The 19,418-nt window shown below is 73.8% G+C and carries 18 protein-coding genes and 1 pseudogene; 9 read left to right on the top strand and 10 right to left on the bottom strand.

Annotated elements, in window-relative coordinates:
- Positions 1–8 precede the first annotated feature (8 nt).
- The 3 genes from RBJ65_RS38340 to RBJ65_RS38330 all read left to right on the top strand — a co-directional run bounded on the left by RBJ65_RS38340 (position 9) and on the right by RBJ65_RS38330 (position 2,989).
- Positions 9–1,136 (top strand): pseudouridine synthase, encoded by a 1,128-nt coding sequence (locus RBJ65_RS38340; RefSeq protein ID WP_306323974.1) that lies wholly within the window; start codon positions 9–11, stop codon positions 1,134–1,136.
- Between the two features lie 78 nt (positions 1,137–1,214).
- Positions 1,215–1,961 (top strand): NUDIX domain-containing protein, encoded by a 747-nt coding sequence (locus RBJ65_RS38335; protein WP_306323975.1) that lies wholly within the window; start codon positions 1,215–1,217, stop codon positions 1,959–1,961.
- Complete coding sequence (locus tag RBJ65_RS38330) at positions 1,958–2,989, top strand: ADP-ribosylglycohydrolase family protein (protein ID WP_306323976.1); 1,032 nt, start codon at positions 1,958–1,960, stop codon at positions 2,987–2,989. Before RBJ65_RS38335 ends, RBJ65_RS38330 begins: the two co-directional genes overlap by 4 nt.
- On the opposite strand, the pseudogene RBJ65_RS38325 reads toward RBJ65_RS38330, so the two are convergent.
- The 4 genes and pseudogenes from RBJ65_RS38325 to RBJ65_RS38310 form a co-directional block, all read right to left on the bottom strand.
- Positions 2,986–3,105, bottom strand: a pseudogene (locus tag RBJ65_RS38325) (nucleotidyltransferase); the annotation flags it as partial. The gene RBJ65_RS38330 and the pseudogene RBJ65_RS38325 sit on opposite strands and share 4 nt — an antisense overlap.
- 11 nt (positions 3,106–3,116) lie before the next feature.
- Positions 3,117–3,593 (bottom strand): Rieske (2Fe-2S) protein, encoded by a 477-nt coding sequence (locus RBJ65_RS38320; protein ID WP_306323977.1) that lies wholly within the window; start codon positions 3,591–3,593, stop codon positions 3,117–3,119.
- The gene (locus RBJ65_RS38315) at positions 3,590–4,174 is read right to left on the bottom strand and encodes a DUF6529 family protein (protein WP_306323978.1); all 585 of its coding nucleotides are present in this window, start codon (positions 4,172–4,174) and stop codon (positions 3,590–3,592) included. Before RBJ65_RS38315 ends, RBJ65_RS38320 begins: the two co-directional genes overlap by 4 nt.
- A 26-nt stretch (positions 4,175–4,200) precedes the next feature.
- Positions 4,201–4,878, bottom strand: a complete 678-nt coding sequence (locus RBJ65_RS38310) for a hypothetical protein (protein WP_306323979.1) — start codon at positions 4,876–4,878, stop codon at positions 4,201–4,203.
- Positions 4,879–5,006: 128 nt separating this feature from the next.
- On the opposite strand from RBJ65_RS38310, the gene RBJ65_RS38305 reads away from it, so the two are divergent.
- The 6 genes from RBJ65_RS38305 to der all read left to right on the top strand — a co-directional run bounded on the left by RBJ65_RS38305 (position 5,007) and on the right by der (position 10,026).
- Entirely contained in the window at positions 5,007–5,441 is a 435-nt protein-coding gene (locus RBJ65_RS38305; RefSeq protein WP_306323980.1) for a YidB family protein, read from the top strand.
- A gap of 118 nt (positions 5,442–5,559) precedes the next feature.
- Positions 5,560–5,922 carry a chorismate mutase gene (aroH, locus tag RBJ65_RS38300; RefSeq protein ID WP_306323993.1) on the top strand — a complete coding sequence of 121 codons (363 nt, stop codon included), beginning with the start codon at positions 5,560–5,562 and terminating at the stop codon, positions 5,920–5,922.
- A complete protein-coding gene (locus RBJ65_RS38295; RefSeq protein WP_306323981.1) occupies positions 5,919–7,004 on the top strand; it encodes a prephenate dehydrogenase in 1,086 nt (361 codons plus the stop codon). Before aroH ends, RBJ65_RS38295 begins: the two co-directional genes overlap by 4 nt.
- Positions 7,005–7,116: 112 nt before the next feature.
- Entirely contained in the window at positions 7,117–7,812 is a 696-nt protein-coding gene (gene cmk, locus RBJ65_RS38290) for a (d)CMP kinase (protein WP_306323983.1), read from the top strand.
- Positions 7,813–7,820: 8 nt separating this feature from the next.
- Positions 7,821–8,468, top strand: coding sequence for a 1-acyl-sn-glycerol-3-phosphate acyltransferase (locus RBJ65_RS38285; RefSeq protein ID WP_306323994.1), 648 nt, complete (start codon positions 7,821–7,823; stop codon positions 8,466–8,468).
- Positions 8,469–8,550: 82 nt separating this feature from the next.
- A complete protein-coding gene (gene der / locus RBJ65_RS38280; RefSeq protein WP_306323984.1) occupies positions 8,551–10,026 on the top strand; it encodes a ribosome biogenesis GTPase Der in 1,476 nt (491 codons plus the stop codon).
- Between the two features lie 39 nt (positions 10,027–10,065).
- On the opposite strand, the gene RBJ65_RS38275 is transcribed toward der, so the two are convergent.
- From RBJ65_RS38275 to RBJ65_RS38250, 6 genes are all read right to left on the bottom strand, one after another.
- Positions 10,066–11,001 (bottom strand): hypothetical protein, encoded by a 936-nt coding sequence (locus RBJ65_RS38275; protein ID WP_306323985.1) that lies wholly within the window; start codon positions 10,999–11,001, stop codon positions 10,066–10,068.
- Positions 10,995–11,450 carry a peptidoglycan-binding protein gene (locus RBJ65_RS38270; RefSeq protein WP_306323986.1) on the bottom strand — a complete coding sequence of 152 codons (456 nt, stop codon included), beginning with the start codon at positions 11,448–11,450 and terminating at the stop codon, positions 10,995–10,997. The genes RBJ65_RS38275 and RBJ65_RS38270 overlap by 7 nt, the downstream gene beginning before the upstream one ends.
- 62 nt (positions 11,451–11,512) lie before the next feature.
- Positions 11,513–14,194 carry an AfsR/SARP family transcriptional regulator gene (locus RBJ65_RS38265; RefSeq protein ID WP_306332200.1) on the bottom strand — a complete coding sequence of 894 codons (2,682 nt, stop codon included), beginning with the start codon at positions 14,192–14,194 and terminating at the stop codon, positions 11,513–11,515.
- 20 nt (positions 14,195–14,214) lie between these two features.
- Positions 14,215–17,934 (bottom strand): WD40 repeat domain-containing serine/threonine protein kinase, encoded by a 3,720-nt coding sequence (locus tag RBJ65_RS38260; RefSeq protein ID WP_306319393.1) that lies wholly within the window; start codon positions 17,932–17,934, stop codon positions 14,215–14,217.
- 126 nt (positions 17,935–18,060) lie between these two features.
- On the bottom strand, positions 18,061–18,366 hold the full coding sequence (locus RBJ65_RS38255; RefSeq protein WP_306319392.1) for a hypothetical protein: 306 nt from the start codon (positions 18,364–18,366) through the stop codon (positions 18,061–18,063).
- A 208-nt stretch (positions 18,367–18,574) separates the two neighbouring features.
- On the bottom strand, positions 18,575–19,378 hold the full coding sequence (locus RBJ65_RS38250; RefSeq protein WP_306319391.1) for a hypothetical protein: 804 nt from the start codon (positions 19,376–19,378) through the stop codon (positions 18,575–18,577).
- Positions 19,379–19,418 lie beyond the last annotated feature (40 nt).

The raw sequence follows: 19,418 nt of genomic DNA, 5'->3' as shown, positions 1-19,418 counted from the left end.
GAAATTTGATGCGAAGCAACAGCGGCAGGAACAGCAGCGGAAACAACGGCGGGAGCCGTGGTGGCAACAGCAGCGGCCGCGGCGGGAAGAGCGGGGGCCGGGGCAACTACCGCGGCGCCGGCAACAACCGCGACGACAAGCAGCAGGGCAGCGGCCGCCCCAAGCGGCCGCGTCCCGAGGAGCGGCTCTACGACGTAGGTCCGAACGCCTCGAAGGAGGGCCCGAAGTCGGGCCGCGGCGCCTCCGCGCGCGGCGGCGCGAAGGGCGGCCCCAAGCGCGGCCAGGACCAGGGCCGCGGCCGTACGGCTCCCTCGCGTTCGCGCGAGTACGAGACGCGGGCCGAGGAGCGCAACCGCGAGCGGTACGCCGGTAAGCCGGCGGCCAAGCTCCCGAAGACGTTCCCCGGTGCCGAGCAGGAGGGCGAGCGGCTGCAGAAGGTGCTGGCCCGCGCCGGTTACGGATCGCGGCGCGCCTGCGAGGAGCTGGTCGACGAGGCCCGCGTCGAGGTCAACGGCGAGATCGTCATGGAGCAGGGCCTCCGTGTCGACACGGAGAAGGACGAGATCAAGGTCGACGGGCTGACCGTGGCCACGCAGTCGTACCAGTTCTTCTCGCTGAACAAGCCGGTCGGTGTCGTCTCCACGATGGAGGACAACGAGGGGCGGCAGTGCCTGGGCGACTACGTGCAGAACCGTGAGACGCGGCTCTTCCACGTCGGCCGCCTCGACACGGAGACCGAGGGCGTCATCCTGCTCACCAACCACGGCGAGCTGGCCCACCGCCTCACGCACCCGAAGTACGGCGTGAAGAAGGTCTACCTCGCGCACCTGGTCGGGCCGATCCCGCGCGACCTGGGCAAGCGGCTCAAGGACGGCATCGAGCTGGAGGACGGGTACGCGCGCGCGGACCACTTCCGCGTCGTCGAGCAGACCGGCAAGAACTACCTCGTCGAGGTCACCCTGCACGAGGGCCGCAAGCACATCGTGCGGCGGATGCTCGCCGAGGCCGGGTTCCCGGTCGACAAGCTCGTGCGGGTCGCCTTCGGGCCGATCACCCTGGGCGACCAGAAGTCGGGCTGGCTGCGGCGCCTGTCGAACACCGAGGTCGGCATGCTGATGCAGGAGGTCGACCTGTAGGCACGGCCGCACAGGTCTTGTGTGCGGAGACCCCCTCCTTTTAAAGTCGATTGGACCAATAAGGGAGGGGGTCTCCGCATGTCCGACAACAGCCACGTGCCGGGCTACGACAAGTACGCCTACGAACCGTTCGCCGTCACCGTCGACCTCGCCGTCTTCACGCTCCGGGGCGGCGCCCTGCAGATCCTGCTCGTCGAGCGCGGGCACGAGCCGTACGCGGGGCGCTGGGCGCTGCCCGGCGGGTTCCTGGAGCCGCACGAGTCCGCGGAGAGCGCGGCGCGGCGCGAGCTCGCCGAGGAGACCGGGCTCGCCGATGTCGCCGGGCTGCATCTGGAACAGCTGCGTACGTACAGCGAACCGGGCCGCGATCCGCGGATGCGGGTGGTGTCCGTCGCGTTCGCGGCGCTCGTGCCGGACGCCCCGCAGGCGTACGGCGGCGGGGACGCGGCGCGGGCCGCCTGGCTGCCGTACGGGACGCAGGGCCCGCTCGCCTTCGACCACGACCGGATCCTCGCCGACGCCCACGACCGGATCGGCGGAAAGCTGGAGTACACCTGCCTGGCCACCGCGTTCTGCCCGCCCGAGTTCACGCTCGGCGAGCTGCGGCAGGTCTACGAGGTGGTGTGGGGGACCGATCTCGACCCGGCGAACTTCCGCCGCAAGGTGCTCGCGACGCCCGGCTTCGTCGAGCCGATCCCCGGCGCGTCCCGGCTCACCGGCGGGCGCGGCAAGCCGGCGGCGCTGTACGCGGCGGGCGGCGCGATGTCCCTGCACCCGCCGCTGCTGCGGCCCGCGCACGAACCCTCGGAAGGAGGCCGCCGATGACGCCTATGACGACGACCCGCCGCCCCGCCACCGGTTCGCTGCTCGGCCTCGCCCTCGGCGACGCGCTCGGCTTCCCGACCGAGTTCCACGACGTACCGGCGATCCTCGACAAGTGCGGGCCGTGGCGGGAGATGGAGCTGCCCGGCAGCTCCGTCGCGTACATCACCGACGACACGCAGATGGCGCTCGCCGTGGCGCGGGCGCTGCGCGAGGGGACGGGGCGGGGGACGCTCGGGCCGAAGGGGTTCGAGCGGCCGTTGCGCGAGGAGTTCGTCGACTGGTTCCGCTCGCCGGACAACAATCGCGCGCCCGGTCGGACCTGCCTGCGCGCGTGCGGGCTGCTGGAGACCGGGAGCCGGGGGTGGCAGGACGCCAGCCAGATCCACTCCAAGGGCTGCGGCGCCAATATGCGGGTCACGCCGCTCGGGCTCGTCCCTGGGCTGAGCGATGAACAGCGGGCGGGCGCCGCCCAGTTGCAGGCCGGACTCACCCATGGCCACCCCACGGGCCTCGCCGCCGCCGACCTCACCGCGCACGCCGTACGGCTCCTCGCGCAGGGCGCCGAGCCGACGGGTCTCGTCGGCATGCTGCGTTCGTACGCCTACGAGAACCGGGAGACGTACCACGAGGCCTGGCTCGGTGACCTGTGGCGGCGCGGCTCGGAGCCGACGCCGCAGCGGTTCATCGCGCACGGCTGGGACGAGTGTCTCGGCGTCCTCGACCGGCTGCGGGGCGCGCTGCGCGAGCAGTCCCCTGAGACGGATCCGTGCCTCGCCACCGGCGCCGGCTGGATCGCCGAGGAGGCGCTCGCCACGGGGTTGTTGTGCTTCCTGCTGTTCGTCGACGAGCCGGTGCTCGCGCTGCGCCGCGCCGCCTGCACCTCCGGCGACTCCGACTCGATCGCGGCGCTGACCGGGGCGTTCGCGGGGGCGTACTGCGGCGCCGGCGCGTGGCCCCGGGAGTGGGTGGCGCGGATCGAACACCGGGAGGAGTTGCTGGAGTTCGGGGCGGAGTGGGACGCCGTGTAGCGGGCGAATGTCTCGTGTGTCTGGCGGGAGAGGAACGCCTCGCGCAGCGCCAGTTCGCAGAAGCGCTCCAGCTCCCACGGGAACCGTTCATCGGCCGGGCTCTCGACGTGCGTCGGCCGCGGAGTCGTCAGGCCAGCGTGATCGAGTTTCCGGTGACCTTGATCTGGCGTTTGTCGAGGGGGCGGGGCGCCGGGCCGCCCGCCACCGACGCGTCGGCGATCTTGTACTTCGAGCCGTGGCAGGGGCAGTTGATGGTGCCGCCGGAGACGTCCTTGACCGTGCAGCCCTGGTGCGTGCAGATCGCGGAGAACGCCTTGAAGTCGCCCTTGGCCGGCTGGGTCACCACGACCTTGTCGTCGGGGAAGACCTTGCCGCCGCCGACCGGGATGTCGGAGGTCTTCGCCAACGCGTCGGCGGCGGGCGGCTGTTGGGAGCCGGTGCCCGTCGGTTTCGAGGCCGAGGCCGAGGCCGAGGGTGCGGGTTTCGACTTCTGGGCTTCTCCGTTGCCGCCCTCGTTCTCGTCCCCGTACTTGCTGCAGCCCGCCGCCAGCGCCGCCGCACCCACGATCAGCACGCTCCTGCGGGACGCCGTGCCGCGCCTCATGTCGTCACCCCCACGGTCCGGAAGAACCACAGCGCCGACGTCAGCCACAGCAGCGTAAGAACGGCGAACGCGAGGCCGCCCACGACCGGCAGCAGCCAGCCCGGCAGCCGTTCCGTGCGCAGCAGCAGCATCTTGGCGCTGAACGCGCCGAAGAAGAAGCAGCCCAGGAACGAGTGCCACATCACCCGCGTCGAGTACGTCTGGTAGCCGAGCGCGTAGAGGCAGTGCACCGCCACCGGCACCGCGAGCAGGAACGCGACCCGGCCCGACCAGCGGTGCAGCGCCGGCGCCCACGACGGGCCGCGCAGCTTCCCGTACACCATGAAGGCCGAGACGATCTGGACGAGCGCGAAGGCGAAGGCCGCCGTCGCCAGCCAGGACTTCACCGCGCTCGTACTGGAGAACCCGGCGAGGTTGAAGGCCGTGCCCTCCGGGTCGTGCACCTTGCCGTACGCGCCGAGCGCCACGGCCACCGCCGCCGCCACGATCGCGGGCACCAGGTAGCGGGCCGCGGACGGGCGGCGGTGGTCGGGGTCGGGGCTCGGGAAGCCCTGGGTGGCGGCGTTCGGGTCGACGGTCATCGGAACCCTCTCAGCAGGTCACAGGGTCACGGCGTCACCGGGCGGGCCGTCAGACGGTCGCCGTCGACCGTGACCGCGCCCGATTCCGGGTCGATGGGCGGCGCGCCGCTCGGCTTGTCGTCGCGGCGCACGATGCCGACCTGCCGGCCGTCGGGCAGCACGATCCAGCCGCCGTCGATCTTCGCGCCGCGCACCTCGGTGGTGGCCCGGTACAGGCCGGACGGCTTGACGGCCTTCTTCGCCGTGAAGCCGTAGGGGTGCTTCTCGATGGTCGTGGTGCCGCGCACCCGGTCGCCGGTGAGTTTGCCGTCCAGCTTCGCGCCGTTCTTGCCGGTCAGCTTCATCGAACCGTCGTCCTCCACGGGGCCCTTGAGCCACGACTCCTTGGAGCGGCCGTCGCAGAAGTAGGCGATCGCCTTGTCGCCGCGTACGGAGATGGAGATCGCGGACGAGTCGTCGTCGGTGCGGCCCGCGTAGTTCGTCTTGGGGCGGGCGGTGCGGGTGGGGCTCGCCTTCGACGGCTTCTCGGAGGACTTCTTGGAGGGCTTCGCGGACGGCTTCGCGGACGGCGAGTCCGCGACCGACGCCGCGGGCGCCTTCCCGTACGACGAAGTGCCCTCGCCCGTCGTCGCGTTGAGCGACAGCACGAACAGGCCGAGGGCCAGTCCGGCGAGCAGTGTGAACAGCGGTCCCGAGCGCTTCATGGCCGAGCCTCCCCCCGAGGCGGCAGCGGTACCGCCCTCCATGCAAGCAGCTCCGGTCGAGTGGCGACAGGGGGCGGTTCGGGTGACATTGGCAGGGATCCCGAAGTACGTCGCGAAAGGCGTGACTCATGGCGAGCAACAACGGCGGCCTGGACCTGGGCAGTCTTCTCGGCGGTCTCCTGGGCGACAAGGGAGGCAGTGGCTCCGCGGGCAGCGTGCTCACGTCGCTGCTCGCCGCCTTCACCAAGGGGCAGAGCGGTTCGGCGGGCGGCAACCCACTGGGCGGGTTGCTTGAGCAGATCACCAAGTCGGGGCTTGTCGGTCAGGAGCAGGTCGACTCCTGGGTCGGCAAGGGCGAGAACAAGTCGCTCACCCCCGACCAGGTCAAGGAGGGACTGCCGGAGGTGACCCTGCAGAAGGTCGCCGCCGAGTCCGGCGTCACGCCCGACGAGGCCGCGAAGGAGATCGCCGGGGCGCTGCCCACGGCCGTCGACAAGCTGACCCCCGACGGGGAGGTCCCCGGCCTCTCGCTCGACGAGCTGGTCCAGCGGCAGAAGATGTAGCCGGGTCCCACGATGCGCGGCGGCCGTCTCGAAGGACGGGCGCCGCGTACTCGCGCGTACGGCCCCAATTACGCTGGGCGGCGCAACGACGTACGCACAGAATCAAGGGGTGAACACCGTGGCGGTACGAGCGGTCCGGGGCGCCGTCCAACTCGAACGGGACGAGGCGGGGCACATGGACGAGCAGGTGAGCGAGCTGCTCACCGCCGTCCTCGAGCGGAACGAGCTGACCGCCGACGACCTGATCTCGATCTGGTTCACGGCCACCCCCGATCTGCACTCCGACTTCCCGGCGGCCGCCGCCCGCAAGCTCGGCATCGTCGACGTCCCCCTGATCTGCGCGCAGGAGCTGGAGATCGCCGGGGCCATGCCGCGCGTCGTCCGGATCCTCGCGCACATCGAGACCGAGCGGACCAAGGCCGAGGTCGCGCACGTCTACCTCGGTACCGCGGCCACTCTCCGCAAGGACATCGCCCAGTGAGAACCGCACTCGTCATCGGCACCGGCCTGATCGGCACCTCCGCCGCCCTGGCCCTGGCCTCGCGCGGCGTCACCGTGCACCTCGCCGATCACGACCCGTCGCAGGCGCACACCGCCGCCGCGCTCGGCGCGGGCACCGACGAGGCGCCCGAGGGAGCCGTCGACCTGTGCGTCGTCGCGGTGCCGCCCGCGCACGTCGCCGCCTCGCTCGCCGACGCGATGCGGCGCGGTGCCGCCCGCGCCTACATCGACGTCGCCAGCGTCAAGGGCGGCCCGCGCCGCGAGCTGGAGGAGCTGGGCCTCGACCTCACCCCGTACATCGGTACGCATCCGATGAGCGGCCGGGAGCGCAGCGGCCCGCTCGCCGCCACCGCCGACCTCTTCGAGGGGCGGCCGTGGGTGCTGACGCCGACCCGCGGGACCGACACCGAGGTCCTGAACCTCGCCCTCGAACTGGTCGCGCTGTGCCGGGCCGTCCCGGTCGTCATGGACGCGGACGCCCACGACCGGGCCGTCGCCCTCGTCTCGCACATGCCGCACCTGGTCTCCAGCATGGTCGCGGCCCGCCTGGAGAAGGCCGACGAGTCCGCCGTACGCCTCTGTGGCCAGGGCATCCGCGATGTGACACGGATCGCGGCCTCCGACCCGCGGATGTGGATCGACATCCTCTCCGCGAACCCGGGCCCCGTCGCCGACCTGCTCTCCGACGTCGCGGGCGACCTGGAGGAGACGGTGCGGGCGCTGCGCTCCCTGCAGTCCTCCGACGACGCCAAGCGGCGCGAGGGCGTGGACGGCGTCGAGACCATGCTGCGGCGCGGGAACGCGGGCCAGTCCCGGGTCCCCGGCAAGCACGGCGCGGCCCCGGCGACGTACGAGGCCGTGGCCGTCCTCATCTCCGACGAGCCCGGCGAGCTGGCGCGGATCTTCGCGGACGCGGGCGCCGCCGGCGTCAATATCGAGGATGTGCGGATCGAGCACGCGACCGGGCAGCAGGCCGGATTCATCCAGCTCATGGTGCAGCCCGCCGCGGCTCCCAAGCTGGCCGCCGCGCTGCGCGAGCGCGGCTGGGCGATGCGCCAGTAGGCCGCGGGGGCCCGTGGGTGAAGAGGGGTCTTCCAGAGCCAGTAACCTTGTGCGGGGCGCTTCCGCGCTCCGTACCCATGCCCCCGTGCACTGAGAAAGGTGTCCGTCACCTATGGAAACCGCCGCGACCGCCGCCCCGGCAGCAGTGATCGTCGCCATCGACGGACCCTCCGGCACGGGCAAGTCGAGCACCTCGAAGGCCGTCGCCGCCCAGCTCGGCCTCAGCTACCTGGACACCGGCGCCCAGTACCGGGCGATCACCTGGTGGATGGTGCACAACGGCATCGACCTGGACGACCCGTCCGCCATCGCTGCCGTCGCCGGCAAGGCCGACATCGTCTCGGGCACCGACCCGTCCGCCCCCACCATCACGGTGGACGGCACGGACGTGTCCGCCCCGATCCGTACGACCGAGGTCACCTCCAAGGTCAGCGCCGTCAGCGCGGTGCCCGAGGTGCGCGCCCGGATCACCGAGCTGCAGCGCACCATCGCGCTCGGCGCCGAGAAGGGCATCGTCGTCGAGGGCCGTGACATCGGTACGACGGTGCTGCCCGACGCCGACCTCAAGATCTTCCTCACCGCCTCGCCCGAGGCCCGCGCCGCGCGCCGCTCCGGCGAGCTCAAGGGCGCCGACGTGAAGGCCACGCAGGAGGCCCTCGTCGCCCGCGACAAGGCCGACTCCAGCCGCAAGACGTCTCCGCTGGCCAAGGCCGACGACGCCGTCGAGGTCGACACAAGCGACCTCACGCTGCAGCAGGTCATCGAGTGCGTCGTCACCCTGGTCGAGGAGAAGCGAGCCTCCAAGTGACCGACGCGGTGAGCGACGCGCCTTCCGAGCGGGGCGCCGAGGTCGGTCGGCGGATCGGCGTCGGCCTCATGTACGGGCTGTGGAAGCCGCGGGTCCTGGGATCCTGGCGGGTCCCGGCGAGCGGCCCGGTGATCCTCGCGGTGAACCACTCCCACAACATCGACGGCCCCATGGTCATGGGCGTCGCCCCGCGTCCGACACACTTCCTGATCAAGCAGGAGGCGTTCGTCGGACCGCTCGGCCCGTTCCTGGAGGGGATCGGGCAGGTGAAGGTCGACCGGAGCTCCGCCGACCGTACGGCCATCACCCGTGCGCTCGATGTGCTGGGGGACGGGGGCGTGCTCGGAATCTTCCCGGAGGGCACGCGCGGCGAGGGCGACTTCGCGTCGCTGCGGGCCGGGCTCTCGTACTTCGCGGTGCGCAGCGGGGCGCCGATCGTCCCGGTCGCCGTACTGGGAAGCACGGAGCGCTCGGGACGGTTGATAAAGAAGCTGCCCCCGCTGCGCAGCCGGGTCGACGTCGTCTTCGGCGACCCCTTCGAAGCGGGCGACGGCAGCGGGCGGCGCACGCGCAAGGCGCTCGACGAGGCCACCGTGCGCATCCAGGAGCGGCTCAGCGGCCACCTGGAAAACGCCAGGCGCCTGACCGGGCGCTGAGCGAGACTTTCAGTAGTGCACCGGCTTCCCTTGCGAAGCGGGCGCACCGATCACCACGAATGAACGACGAGGTACGGACTTCATGAACGACCAGATCCAGCCCGAGGGCTCCCCGGAACACGAGCACGGGGAGCTGGGCGACGCTGAGTACGCGGAGTTCATGGAGCTCGCCGCGGAGGAGGGCTTCGACCTCGAGGACGTCGAGGGCGCGATCGACGCCGCGGGCCACGGACCGCTGCCGGTGCTCGCCGTCGTCGGCCGCCCCAATGTCGGCAAGTCGACCCTGGTGAACCGCATCATCGGGCGCCGCGAGGCCGTCGTCGAGGACAAGCCCGGCGTCACGCGTGACCGCGTCACCTATGAGGCCGAGTGGGCGGGCCGCCGCTTCAAGGTCGTCGACACCGGCGGCTGGGAGCAGGACGTCCTCGGCATCGACGCGTCCGTGGCCGCGCAGGCCGAGTACGCGATCGAGGCCTCCGACGCGGTCGTCTTCGTCGTCGACGCCAAGGTCGGCGTCACCGACACCGACGAGGCCGTCGTACGCCTGCTCCGCAAGGCCAACAAGCCGGTCGTGCTGTGCGCCAACAAGGTCGACGGCCCCAGCGGCGAGGCGGACGCCGCGTACCTGTGGTCGCTCGGCATCGGCGAGCCGCACCCGGTCTCCTCGCTGCACGGCCGCGGCACAGGCGACATGCTCGACGCCGTCCTCGAGGCCCTGCCCGAGGCCCCGCAGCAGACCTTCGGCGGCGCCGGGCTCGGCGGCCCGCGCCGCATCGCGCTCATCGGCCGCCCGAACGTCGGCAAGTCCTCGCTCCTGAACAAGGTGGCCGACGAGGACCGCGTCGTCGTCAACGAACTGGCGGGCACCACCCGCGACCCGGTCGACGAGCTGATCGAACTCGGCGGTGTCACCTGGAAGTTCGTCGACACGGCGGGCATCCGCAAGCGCGTCCACCTCCAGCAGGGCGCCGACTACTACGCCTCGCTGCGCACCGCCGCCGCCGTGGAGAAGGCGGAGGTCGCGGTCATCCTGATCGACGCCTCCGAGTCGATCTCCATCCAGGACCAGCGGATCGTGACGATGGCCGTCGAGGCGGGCCGCGCCGTCGTCCTCGCGTACAACAAGTGGGACACCCTCGACGAGGAGCGCCGCTACTACCTGGAGCGCGAGATCGAGACCGAGCTCGGCCAGGTCGCGTGGGCGCCCCGGGTGAACGTGTCGGCGCGCACCGGACGCCACATGGAGAAGCTGGTCCCCGCGATCGAGACGGCCCTGGAGGGCTGGGAGACGCGTATCCCGACGGGCCGCCTGAACTCGTTCCTCGGCGAGCTCGTCGCCTCCCATCCGCACCCGGTGCGCGGCGGCAAGCAGCCCCGCATCCTGTTCGGCACCCAGGCCGCCTCCAAGCCGCCGCGCTTCGTGCTCTTCGCCTCCGGCTTCATCGAGCACGGCTACCGGCGCTTCATCGAGCGCCGGCTGCGCGAGGAGTTCGGCTTCGAGGGCACGCCGATCCACATCTCCGTGCGGGTGCGCGAGAAGCGCGGCAAGAAGAAGTAGGCGGATAGGAGCAGTACGCGGGTAGGAGCAGTACGCGGCTCAGCCCGCGCCCACCGTGCCGCGCAGCCGCACTCCGTGCACGCTGCGCATGCGGTGGAACTGCCACACGGCAAGAGCAGTGACCGACAGGGCGCCGCCGAGGGAGAGGATCCACTCGGCGGCGTTCTGGTTGCGGTCCGAACCCAGCAGCGGGGACACGACGTTGAGCAGCCAGACGCCGACGACCGCGGTGACCGGCAGCAGCAGCGGGTGGATGTCGGCCACCCCGAAGTAGTGCTCCTGTACCTCGAACGCGGCGGCCATCAGGAACAGCAGCCCCCAGCTGACCACCAGCACGCCGATCAGCACGGCCACGGGACCGCCGATGAGGCCGGTCAGCGCGGAGACACCGGCCAGCGCGGCCAGCGTCGCCGCGAACGCGCCGAGGGCGAGGACCCCGTGCAGCAGCCCGGGGCGGATCCCCGCCCGGTCGGCCGGTCGCGCCACCAGCAGGAACAGGCCCACCGTCAAGGGGACCCCGAGTGCGAGCAGCACCACCGTGCTCAGCAGCGCGTCCGCGAACGCCCCGGCGTGCGCGCCCGTGTCGTGCAGCACCAACTGGTGCACGCCGATGACGAACCCGAGCCCCAGCGCCGCCCGCCAGCGGCTCACCTCCGCCGCCAACGGATCGTCGATCCGCCGCTCGCCGCGCGGCCCGAAGCACCGCTCGGCGCAGTACACGGGCGCGGCGAAACACCACTTCCAGACGGCGCCCGCCGCGCCGAGACCGGTCGAAGGGAGCGCGGGGAAGGCGCGGCGCTCCGGGGCCCGCGCGATCCACCAGTCGGCGGCGACGACGACTGCCACCCACAGCAGCAGGCTGTTCCCGGCGAGCAGCGACGTGACGATCACCAGTACGCCGGCCACGGCCACGAGGCCCAGGCAGGAGAGGCGAGGCGTCTCGGCGGTACGGTCGTCAGGCCCCGGAGTCACCATGTCGTCGCACCGTCGTCGGTCGAAGGGTCGTAGGCGGTGTAGCGCAGCGTGGTCCAGGTGTTCGGGCCCGGCATTCCGTCGGCGTCCGGGTCCCCCAGGTAGACGCGCTGGAACCGCTTCATCGCGTCTTGCGAGCGGGGCCCGAAGACGCCGTCGATCCGGCCGGGGTCGTACCCGATGGAGAGCAGCAGGCACTGCGCCTCGATGCCGGGGGCCGAGACCGCGTGCCGCGCCGGCACCGCCGTGGAGCCGGCGTAGTGCCCGGCGTACAGCTGAGGCCCTTCGGAACTGAAGGTGCAGTCGTAGTCGGCCGCCGCGTAGTCGACCGCTCGCTGCTGCGCGGGCGACGCGCCCGCGGGCAGGGCGCCCGCCGTCAGGGCTCCGAGCCCCAGGGCGAAGCCGGCGGCGAGTGCGGCGGCGCGGCGGCGCGGAAACGATGTGGGTGCCATAGGGACGCTCCTTCTCGGGGTCGGCTGAACGGCACCGTAAGGAGTGGGTGTTCACAATCCGTTCAGTCGCGGGAGTCGTCCTCCTCCGCCGCGTCGAGGATGTCCCGCGCCAGCTGCTCCAGTTCCGCCGCGGCGGCGGTCCGGTCGTGGGCCCGGTGCACGGCCGCCCGGTCGCGCAGGGCGCGTGCCTCGAGCCACGGGTCGTCCAGGCGCCGGGCCAGGGCGAGTTGGCGGTCCGCCGTCGCGGCGGCCGTCGGCGGGCATACGTGGATCATCGCGTGCAGCACCGCCGCCTCGCCAGGGCGGTCGCCCAGGTCGCGGTGGACCGCGAGGGCCGAGTGCAGGAGGGCCGTCGCCTCCCTGCCGCGGCGGGCCCGGCGCAGCACCAGGGCGAGCGCCAGCTCGGTCTCCGCGTGACCGCGCCGGTCGTTCAGGGACCGGAACGTGTCGAGGCAGGACCGCAGGCACGCCTCCGCGTCGGCGGGGCGGCCCAAGTGGCTGAGCGCCTCCGCGCGGCGGCGCTGCGCGCGGGCGGCCTCGGCGGGCGCCCCGCAGGCCTCGAACCCGGCCTGCGCGGCGCCGAGTTCGCGGGCCGCGTCGGCGTGCTGCCCCCGCGCGGCGAGCAGATCCCCGAAGTCGCGCCGGACCAGAGCCGCCGCGTGCGGATCGGCGAGCAGCGGCAGGGAGAGCAGGGCGAACTGCTGGACCCGCGCCCAGTCGCACAGTCGGCGGCGCTCCGCCAGGTGTGGGGTGAGCAGATGGGCCAGCTGCCAACACGCCCCGTACCAGCCGTAGTCGTACGCGTCCTGGACGAGGCCGGTCAGGAAGACCCGCTCGGCGTCGAGCCAGCGCAGCGTGCAGCCGATGCCGGTGGTGGAGCCGACGGGCCGCAGCGCGAGCGGCAGGCCGAGCGGGGTCACGGTGTCGGCGGGGCCGATCAGCGAGCGGGCGAAGGCCACCTCGATCAGGGCCTGTTCGGCGACGGACCGCAGCAGCTCGCGGGCCCCGCAGTCGCCGATCAGCTCGCGGGCGTAGAGCCTGGTGAGGGCGTGGATCCCGAAGCGTTCCTGGGCCGCCCGGTCGAGCCCGCGCGGCTGCAGCAGCCCCGCGTCGACCAGGTTCGTGGCCGCCTCGCGGGGCCGCGGCACGAGCCCACCGGCACACCACGGCGCGAACTCGGGCTCCGTCAGGGCGCCCGCGACCCGCAGCAGCGCCCGCGCGTCCTCCGGCAGGCCCGCGCAGGCGAGCGCGAGGACCGGGCGCAGGGCGCGGTCGCCGTGCCGGACCTCGTCGATCCGGCCGCGGGCGTCGGCGAGCCGCGCGGCGAGGGCGCTGACGCGCGAGGGGCGGCCCTGCCCGATGCGGCTCGCGAGGACGGCGAGGGCGAGCGGCAGCCGCCCGCACCGGTCGACGAGCGCCTCGGCGTCGGGCACGCGGGTGCTCGCACCGGCCGTGGCCCGCGCGAGGAACGCGAGCGCGTCCTCCCGGGACAGCACGTCGAGGGGGAGCCGGGCCCGCGTGTCGAGGCCGCCGAGCGGGGAGCGGCTGGTGACCAGCGAGACGGAGCCCGCCGACGCCGCGAGCAGCGGGCCGACCTGGGCCTCGTCGTGCGCGTCGTCGAGGAGTACGAGGAGTCGGCGGCGCGCCGAACGGGTGCGCAGTTCACCGATGCGGTCGTCGAGGCCCGACGGCACGGAGCGCGGGGGAGTGCCGAGCGAGCGCAGGAAGTCCTCGGCGACGGCCGCCGGGCCGGCGGGCCGTTCCCTGGTGCCGTGCAGATCCGCGTACAACTGGCCGTCGGGGAAGTCCTGTTGACGCAGGTGCGCGAAGTGCGTGACGAGCGAGGACTTTCCCGTACCCGCCGCGCCGTGCACCACGATGTGCGCGGCAGGGTCCCCGGGTGCGGGCAACCACCGTTCCAGGCCGGACAGTTCCGCGGTGCGTCCGGTGAAGTGCGTGATGTCCGGCGGGAGTTCGCGCGGAATGCGCCTCCTGCGGCGCGGCGAGAGCGTCGGGTCGTCGCACAGGATCCGCCGGTGCAGCTCCTGCAGATCGCGGCCCGGGTCGGCGGCGAACTCGCGGATGAGGCGGCGCCGGTAGCCGGGGTAGACGGCGAGCGCCTCCGTGCGGCGGCCCGCCAGGTGCAGCGCCCACATCAACAGGTACCGGGGCCGCTCCCGGTGCGGAACCTCGGTGGTCAGAGCGGTCAGCGGGCCGATCGCCCGGGTGTGCAGGCCCAGCACGACCAGCGCCTCGGCGTGGTCTTCGAGGGCCTGCCGCCGCTCCTCGACGAGCCGCTCCGCCGCGCTCTCCCGTAGCGCGCTGTCCCCGGTGTCCTCGAACGGCTCCCCGCGCCACAGGCCGAGCGCCCTCCCGAGCAGTTCCTCGGCCCGCTCCAGATCGTCGTCCGCGCGCACCCGCGCCGCGTCCTCGGCCAGGGCGCGGAAGCGGAACAGGTCGATGCGCCCGGGCTCGGTGACGACGCGGTAGCCGCCCGTGTCGTGCGCGAGGGCCTCCCTGCCGAGCCGCTGGCGCAGCGCCGACAGATGCACGCGCAGCACCTGCGCGTGGTCGCCGTCGGGGTCGTCGGGCCACAGACAGCGGGTCAGCGCGCGAACCGGCACGGTGGCGCCGCCCGCCAGCAACAGGGCGCCGAGCAGGGCCCGTTGTCTGGGCGGCCCGAGCGGCACCGCCCGTTCGCCGTCCGCGACCTCCATCGGCCCGAGGATCCGGAACTCCAGCACCCCTCGCCCCACCCCCCGGCTCAGCACGGCTTCTCGTACGGCACCGGCGCCATCCGCGCCGCCCACTCCTCTTCGGTGACCGGCCCCCGACCGGACTCGGCGACCCGGGTGCAGGCCGTGGAACGCGCCACCTTGTTGCGCAGCGGATAGCCGCGCAGCGGGGCGTCCGGGGTGCCGGCGAGGAGGCGGGCGCCGTCGCGGGTGTACGCCACCGAGACCGGGCCCGTTCCCCGCGGGAACAGCCCATGGCCCAGGCGGCGCTGCCAGTTGACGTCGAAGAGATGGAGGGTGCCGTGGGCGCCGCCGACCGCGAGGGTCTTCGAGGCGAGTGCGTCCTTCGCGAGGCCGCCGGGGGCGAACGCCAGGGACGCCACCGCCTCCGGGCCGCCCACTCCGTCGCCGGTGTCGGTCCCGGCGAGCGAGCCGAGCGGCTGCCGCGGCCCGGTGCGCCACAGGGAGACCCGGCCGGTGCCGTCGCCGGAGGCCAGCAGGGTGCCGTCGTCGTTGAAGGCGAGCGCGGTGGCGCGGGTGGCGCGCAGCAGGAAGGGGTGGTGGGGGTCGTCGAGGAGTATCAAGTAGCCGGTGGAGGTGGCCAGTCGGGTGCCCTCCGGGTCGACGGCGAGGGTGGAGCCCGCGGGGGCCGGCAGGCGGCCTTGGCGCTTGTGCGTGTCGGTGGCGTACAGGTCGACACCCGAAGCGCGCCCAACCGCGATCGTCCGGCCGTCGGCGAAGAGTGCGAGCGACGTGATGCGCGAGCCGAAGGAGAACCGGTCGGCCCGCCGGGCCCGGCCGTCCTCGATCCGCCACAGCTCCACCTCCGGCGCGTCCGTCCGCTGCACCAGGAACCCTCGCCCGTCGGGGCCGAACACCAGCCGCCGGTACGGGTGCCGGACCTCGGCGGGCGGAGCGGTGCCCACCGGATATGTGCCGGCCCCGTACGTTTCCGTGGCGCGCTCGGCGGCCGGCGCGACGGCGGTCACCTTGCCGTCGGGCCGCTGCACGGCGAGGGCCCCGCCGCCGGGCGCGAGCGCGGTCGCCGGGGCGCGGGCGGCCGGGAGGGGCGGCTGCCGGACGGTCCACAGGTCGAGGGTGTACGCGGTGGGGGAGGCGCCGTCGTCCAGGTACCGGATCTGGTGCCCGGTGTCGTCGGCGGCCAGTGCGGTCACCACTTGGGACGCCGTCGGGTGGCGTACGGGAACCGCGGGGGGCGCGTCGCCGGGGCCGAGGTCGGCCGGTCGGTACACGGACAGGGCGTTCTCGTCCGAGACCGCGAGGACCGTGCTGTCCGGGCTGAACGCGAAGCGGGCCGGGCCCGAGACCGGGACGGGGTCGAGGATGTCCTTCTGGCGGTGGCCGGCGACGGTCCAGGAGCAGACTTCGTCGTCGAGGACCGCGGCCACCGTCCCGCCGTCGGCGGCGAAGCCGACCGCGCAGTCGTCGTGGGCCGTGAGCGGGCCGCCCGGGGCGTTGCCGAACACCCGCCGGCCGCTCGCGGTGTCGTACAGGGCGAACACCACGTCCTCGCCCGCCTGGCAGACGGCGAGCAGCCGCCCGTCCGGGCTCAGCTCCGCGCCGCCGCGGCGCAGACCGGCGGCCTCCGACGGCGTGGGCCGCGGCCGGGCGTCGGACACGTCCCACAGCGCGGGCGCCGCCTCGCCCGTCGCGGCCAGCAGCCGGCTGTTCGCCGAGAAGCGCAGCGCCGTGATCCGCCCGCCGGCCGACGGGCCCCGGGACTTCTTGCCGGTACGGGTGTCCACCAGCGTGGTCCGTGCGTCGACGGCGACGGCCAGGTGCCTGCCGTCCGGGCTGAGGGCCGTCGCCGTGGCACCGGCGGGAACGCCGAACGCCTTGTCCCGCTCGCCGGTCCGCACCTCCCAGCGCGTGGCCCGCGCGCTCCGCACCGTCACCGCGGTGCGGCCGTCGGCGCTCAGCAGCCGCTCGTCCACGGCCTCGGAGCCGAGCGGGGTGGCGGCGCGCTCCGGCTGGGTCAGCGCGCCGAGCAGCGCCGCCCGCGTCTCGACCGCGGCCGGTGCGGTGCGGTGGGCCGCGACGGCGAACTGCATGGCGGCGGCCGGGTCGGTGAGGCGCAGCGTCGCCGTGACGGTCGCGGCCCGCCGGGCGGCGAGCTCCTGATTCTTCGTCCTGTTCTCCGACCGCTCCTCCAGCAGCAAGGTGCCCGCGACGAGCGCCAGGGCGAGCAGCGCGGCGCCCGCGGCGAGCAGGGCGCGGCGCAGGACGCGGGAGCGCCGACGGGCCCGCCCGGCCGCGTACAGAAACGCGTCCTCCATGGCGCTCGGCCGCAACTGCCGGGGCAGCGCCGCGGCGAGGGCCCGCAACTGGGTGAACTGCCCCTCGCCCGGCAGTAGTTCACGGCGCCGCCCGCCCGCCTCCCAGCGCCGGGCACTGTCCCGCAGCTCCTGCCGCCCGCGCAGCGCCGCCCGGTCCACCGTGATCCAGTCGCGCAGCCGTGGCCAGGCGTGCGGCAGCGCGCCGGAGGGGAGCCGGACGTAGCCGCCGTGCGAGTGCAGCAGGCCCGCCCGCGCGAAAGCGGCCACCACCTCTTCCACGGCGAGCCGTTGGTCGTCGGTCGCGGCGGCGGCGAACAGCTGCGGCCAGGTGGCGGAGCGGATCGCGTCCTCGCTGCCGTCCGGCGCCTCGCCCGCCACGACGAGCTGAAGCAGCACGCCCCGCACCGCGAACCCGGCGCCGGCCCGCGGCAGCCGGGCGTACACCTGTTCCGCCAGATCACCGAGCGGTGGGTCGGCGGCCCGCGGCGACACCACCGGCACCGCCGCGCTGGCGCCGTGCCGCTGGGCGTCCCGGTCGCCCTCGAACTCCGGCACGAGGGACACCGTGCCGTCGCCGCGGATCAGTGCGAGGAGCAGATCGCGCGCGCTGGGGCGCAGGGCGGGCCGCTTGGCGAGCGCGGCGTCGACCAGCCGGCGCAGCGGCTGTTCGAGGACGCTCGTGTCCGGTTCGAACGAGCGGATGCGGCGCAGCACTTCGCCCACCCCGGGCGCCGCGAACGTGTGCTGTCCCGTCGCCGCGAACAGCACCACCGAACCCCAGGCGAAGACGTCGACGGCGGCGCCCGGCAGCGGCTCGCCGCCGCGGGCGGACAGTTGCTCGGGCGCCATGTAGAGGGGGGTGCCGACGGCCTGGCGGGCGGAGCCGGTGGTCTGGCCGACGAGCCGGGCGACGCCGAAGTCGACGACGTAGGGGCCGCCGTCCCGGCCGAGCAGGATGTTGTCCGGCTTCAGATCGCGGTGCACGACGCCCGCCTCGTGGATCGCGGCGAGCGCCGTGGCCACGCCGAGCGCGAGCCGGTAGAGCCGGGTGCCGTGCAGGGGGCCGTTGGCCCGGATGTGGCTGGTGAGGGTGGGGCCCTCGATGTACTCGCTGGCTATGTACGGGCGTTCGCCGTCGATGTCCGCGTCGAGCACCTCGGCCGTGCAGAACCGGGCGACCCGGCGTGCGGCCCCCGCCTCCTTCGCGAACCGGGCCCGCTGCTCGCGGTCCGTACCGAAGGAGGCGCGCAGCACCTTGACGGCGGCGCGTCGGCCCGCCGTGTCGTACCCCTCGTAGACGACTCCTTGCCCGCCGCTGCCGAGCCGCCGGGCCAGCCACCAGTGGCCGAGCCGCTCCGGTTCTCCGCGAGGGCGCGCTCCTGTCGGCTGATTTCCTGTCGGCTGCTCTCCTGCGGGCTGCTCTCCTGTGGGTTGCGGGAGCACCTGCCCCATGACCATCTCCCCCTGTTGTCTCCCCGTTCGGACGGCGAACCGGGTACAGGCGTGGGGGCACCTTGTTCGTACGGTAAGGCGGAGCCTCGGCCTCCGCCACGGTGAGGGTAGGCCGGTGGCCCGGCGTCAGTGCTCGCGGCGCGGCGCCGGTGGCAGGGCCGCGGGGAAGTGGCGCCCCGGTCCCGTGCCGTGCTGTCCGGGGTACGGCTGCCAGCGCGGCGGGTGCGGGGCGGGGTGGTGGTGTGCGCCGTGCGAGGTCGGGGGGAAACCCCGGTACGTCAGGTCCTCCTCGCCGCTGCGGTCGCCGGGCAGCGCCCGGAAGGAGCGGCGGTACTCCGCGTACAGGGCGTCGAAGATCGGGGTGGCGGACTGACCGCCTCCTGGGTGGCCCCCGGCGTGACTGCCCGGCTGGTGGCCCTCCGCGGGACGCATCGAGGGGATGGGGCTCTGCTGGTACGGCTGGTGCCGTCGGGACGAGGAGGCGGAGGCGGACGCGGAGGATGAGGTGGGGTCGTATGGGTGCACGTATGTGCCAACGAACAGGGCCCCCGACGGATGCGCCCTTGGCCTCCGCTTCTGCAGGCTGTCAGCGGTTTGACCGGCGCATTCGTGGGGGCCCTTGGCCCGCGGGCGGGGTCGGTCAGGTGCCGGCGAGCGGCATCGCGGCGGCCACCAGGCGGCCGTTCGCGGCGGCCTTGTCGAGGGCCTGGCGCATCAGGTCCTCGCGCGGCTGACGGCCGATCGAACCGGCGGAGGCGGCGAAGACGAGCACGGTCTGCGTCTTGTTCGCAGCGGCCCGCCAGCCCTCGGTCACCAGGAGCGGCTGGTGCGCCTGCCACCAGGCGACCTGGGCGGCGCCGCCGGTGCCGGGCTGCAGGATGGCGTGCAGCTGGCCCATCGCGAGCAGCACCGACCAGCCGTTCAGCGCGGCGGGCGGCGCGGACAGGTCGGGGACCGACAGGAAGCCCTGCTCGATCAGGAGCGGCAGGAAGTCGTCCCCGCCCGTGGTCGTGCCGGGGCGGGCGATGGGGCCCGTCGGCTCGACGACGAGGGCGGGGTGCGTCGTGTCGCCGATCAGTACGAGGCCGCTGGTCACGCCGAGCACGGCCTGCGAGGGGGCGGCGTCCGGGACGCCGCCCGACTGCGCGGGCACCGTGGCGTCCTGGCCGCCGCCGGTGATGGACTGCACGGCGCCCTGCAGCTGGTCCTCGGCGACCTGCACGACCTGCGAGGGCAGGCAGTTGGCGTGGGCGAAGGCGAGTACGGCGGTCTCGTCGCCGACGAAGAGGACGGTGCTGGTCCGCTCCTGCTGCGAGTCGCCCGGCGTGCGGCAGGAGGTGCAGTCGTAGCTGCCCGGGGCGTTGTCGCCGGCCAGCAGCCGGTCGGCTTCTTCGTCGCCGATCTCGGCGCGTACGTCGGTGCTGACGTCGAGCAAGCGCGGCACGGGGGCTCCTCAGGGATCTGTGTAGGGATCTGTCGGACCG

Source organism: Streptomyces sp. KL109B, from assembly GCF_030766935.1.
Taxonomy (GTDB): domain Bacteria; phylum Actinomycetota; class Actinomycetes; order Streptomycetales; family Streptomycetaceae; genus Streptomyces.
Note: the sequence above shows the minus strand (reverse complement) of the source record. Positions and strands in the feature narration are given on the sequence as shown.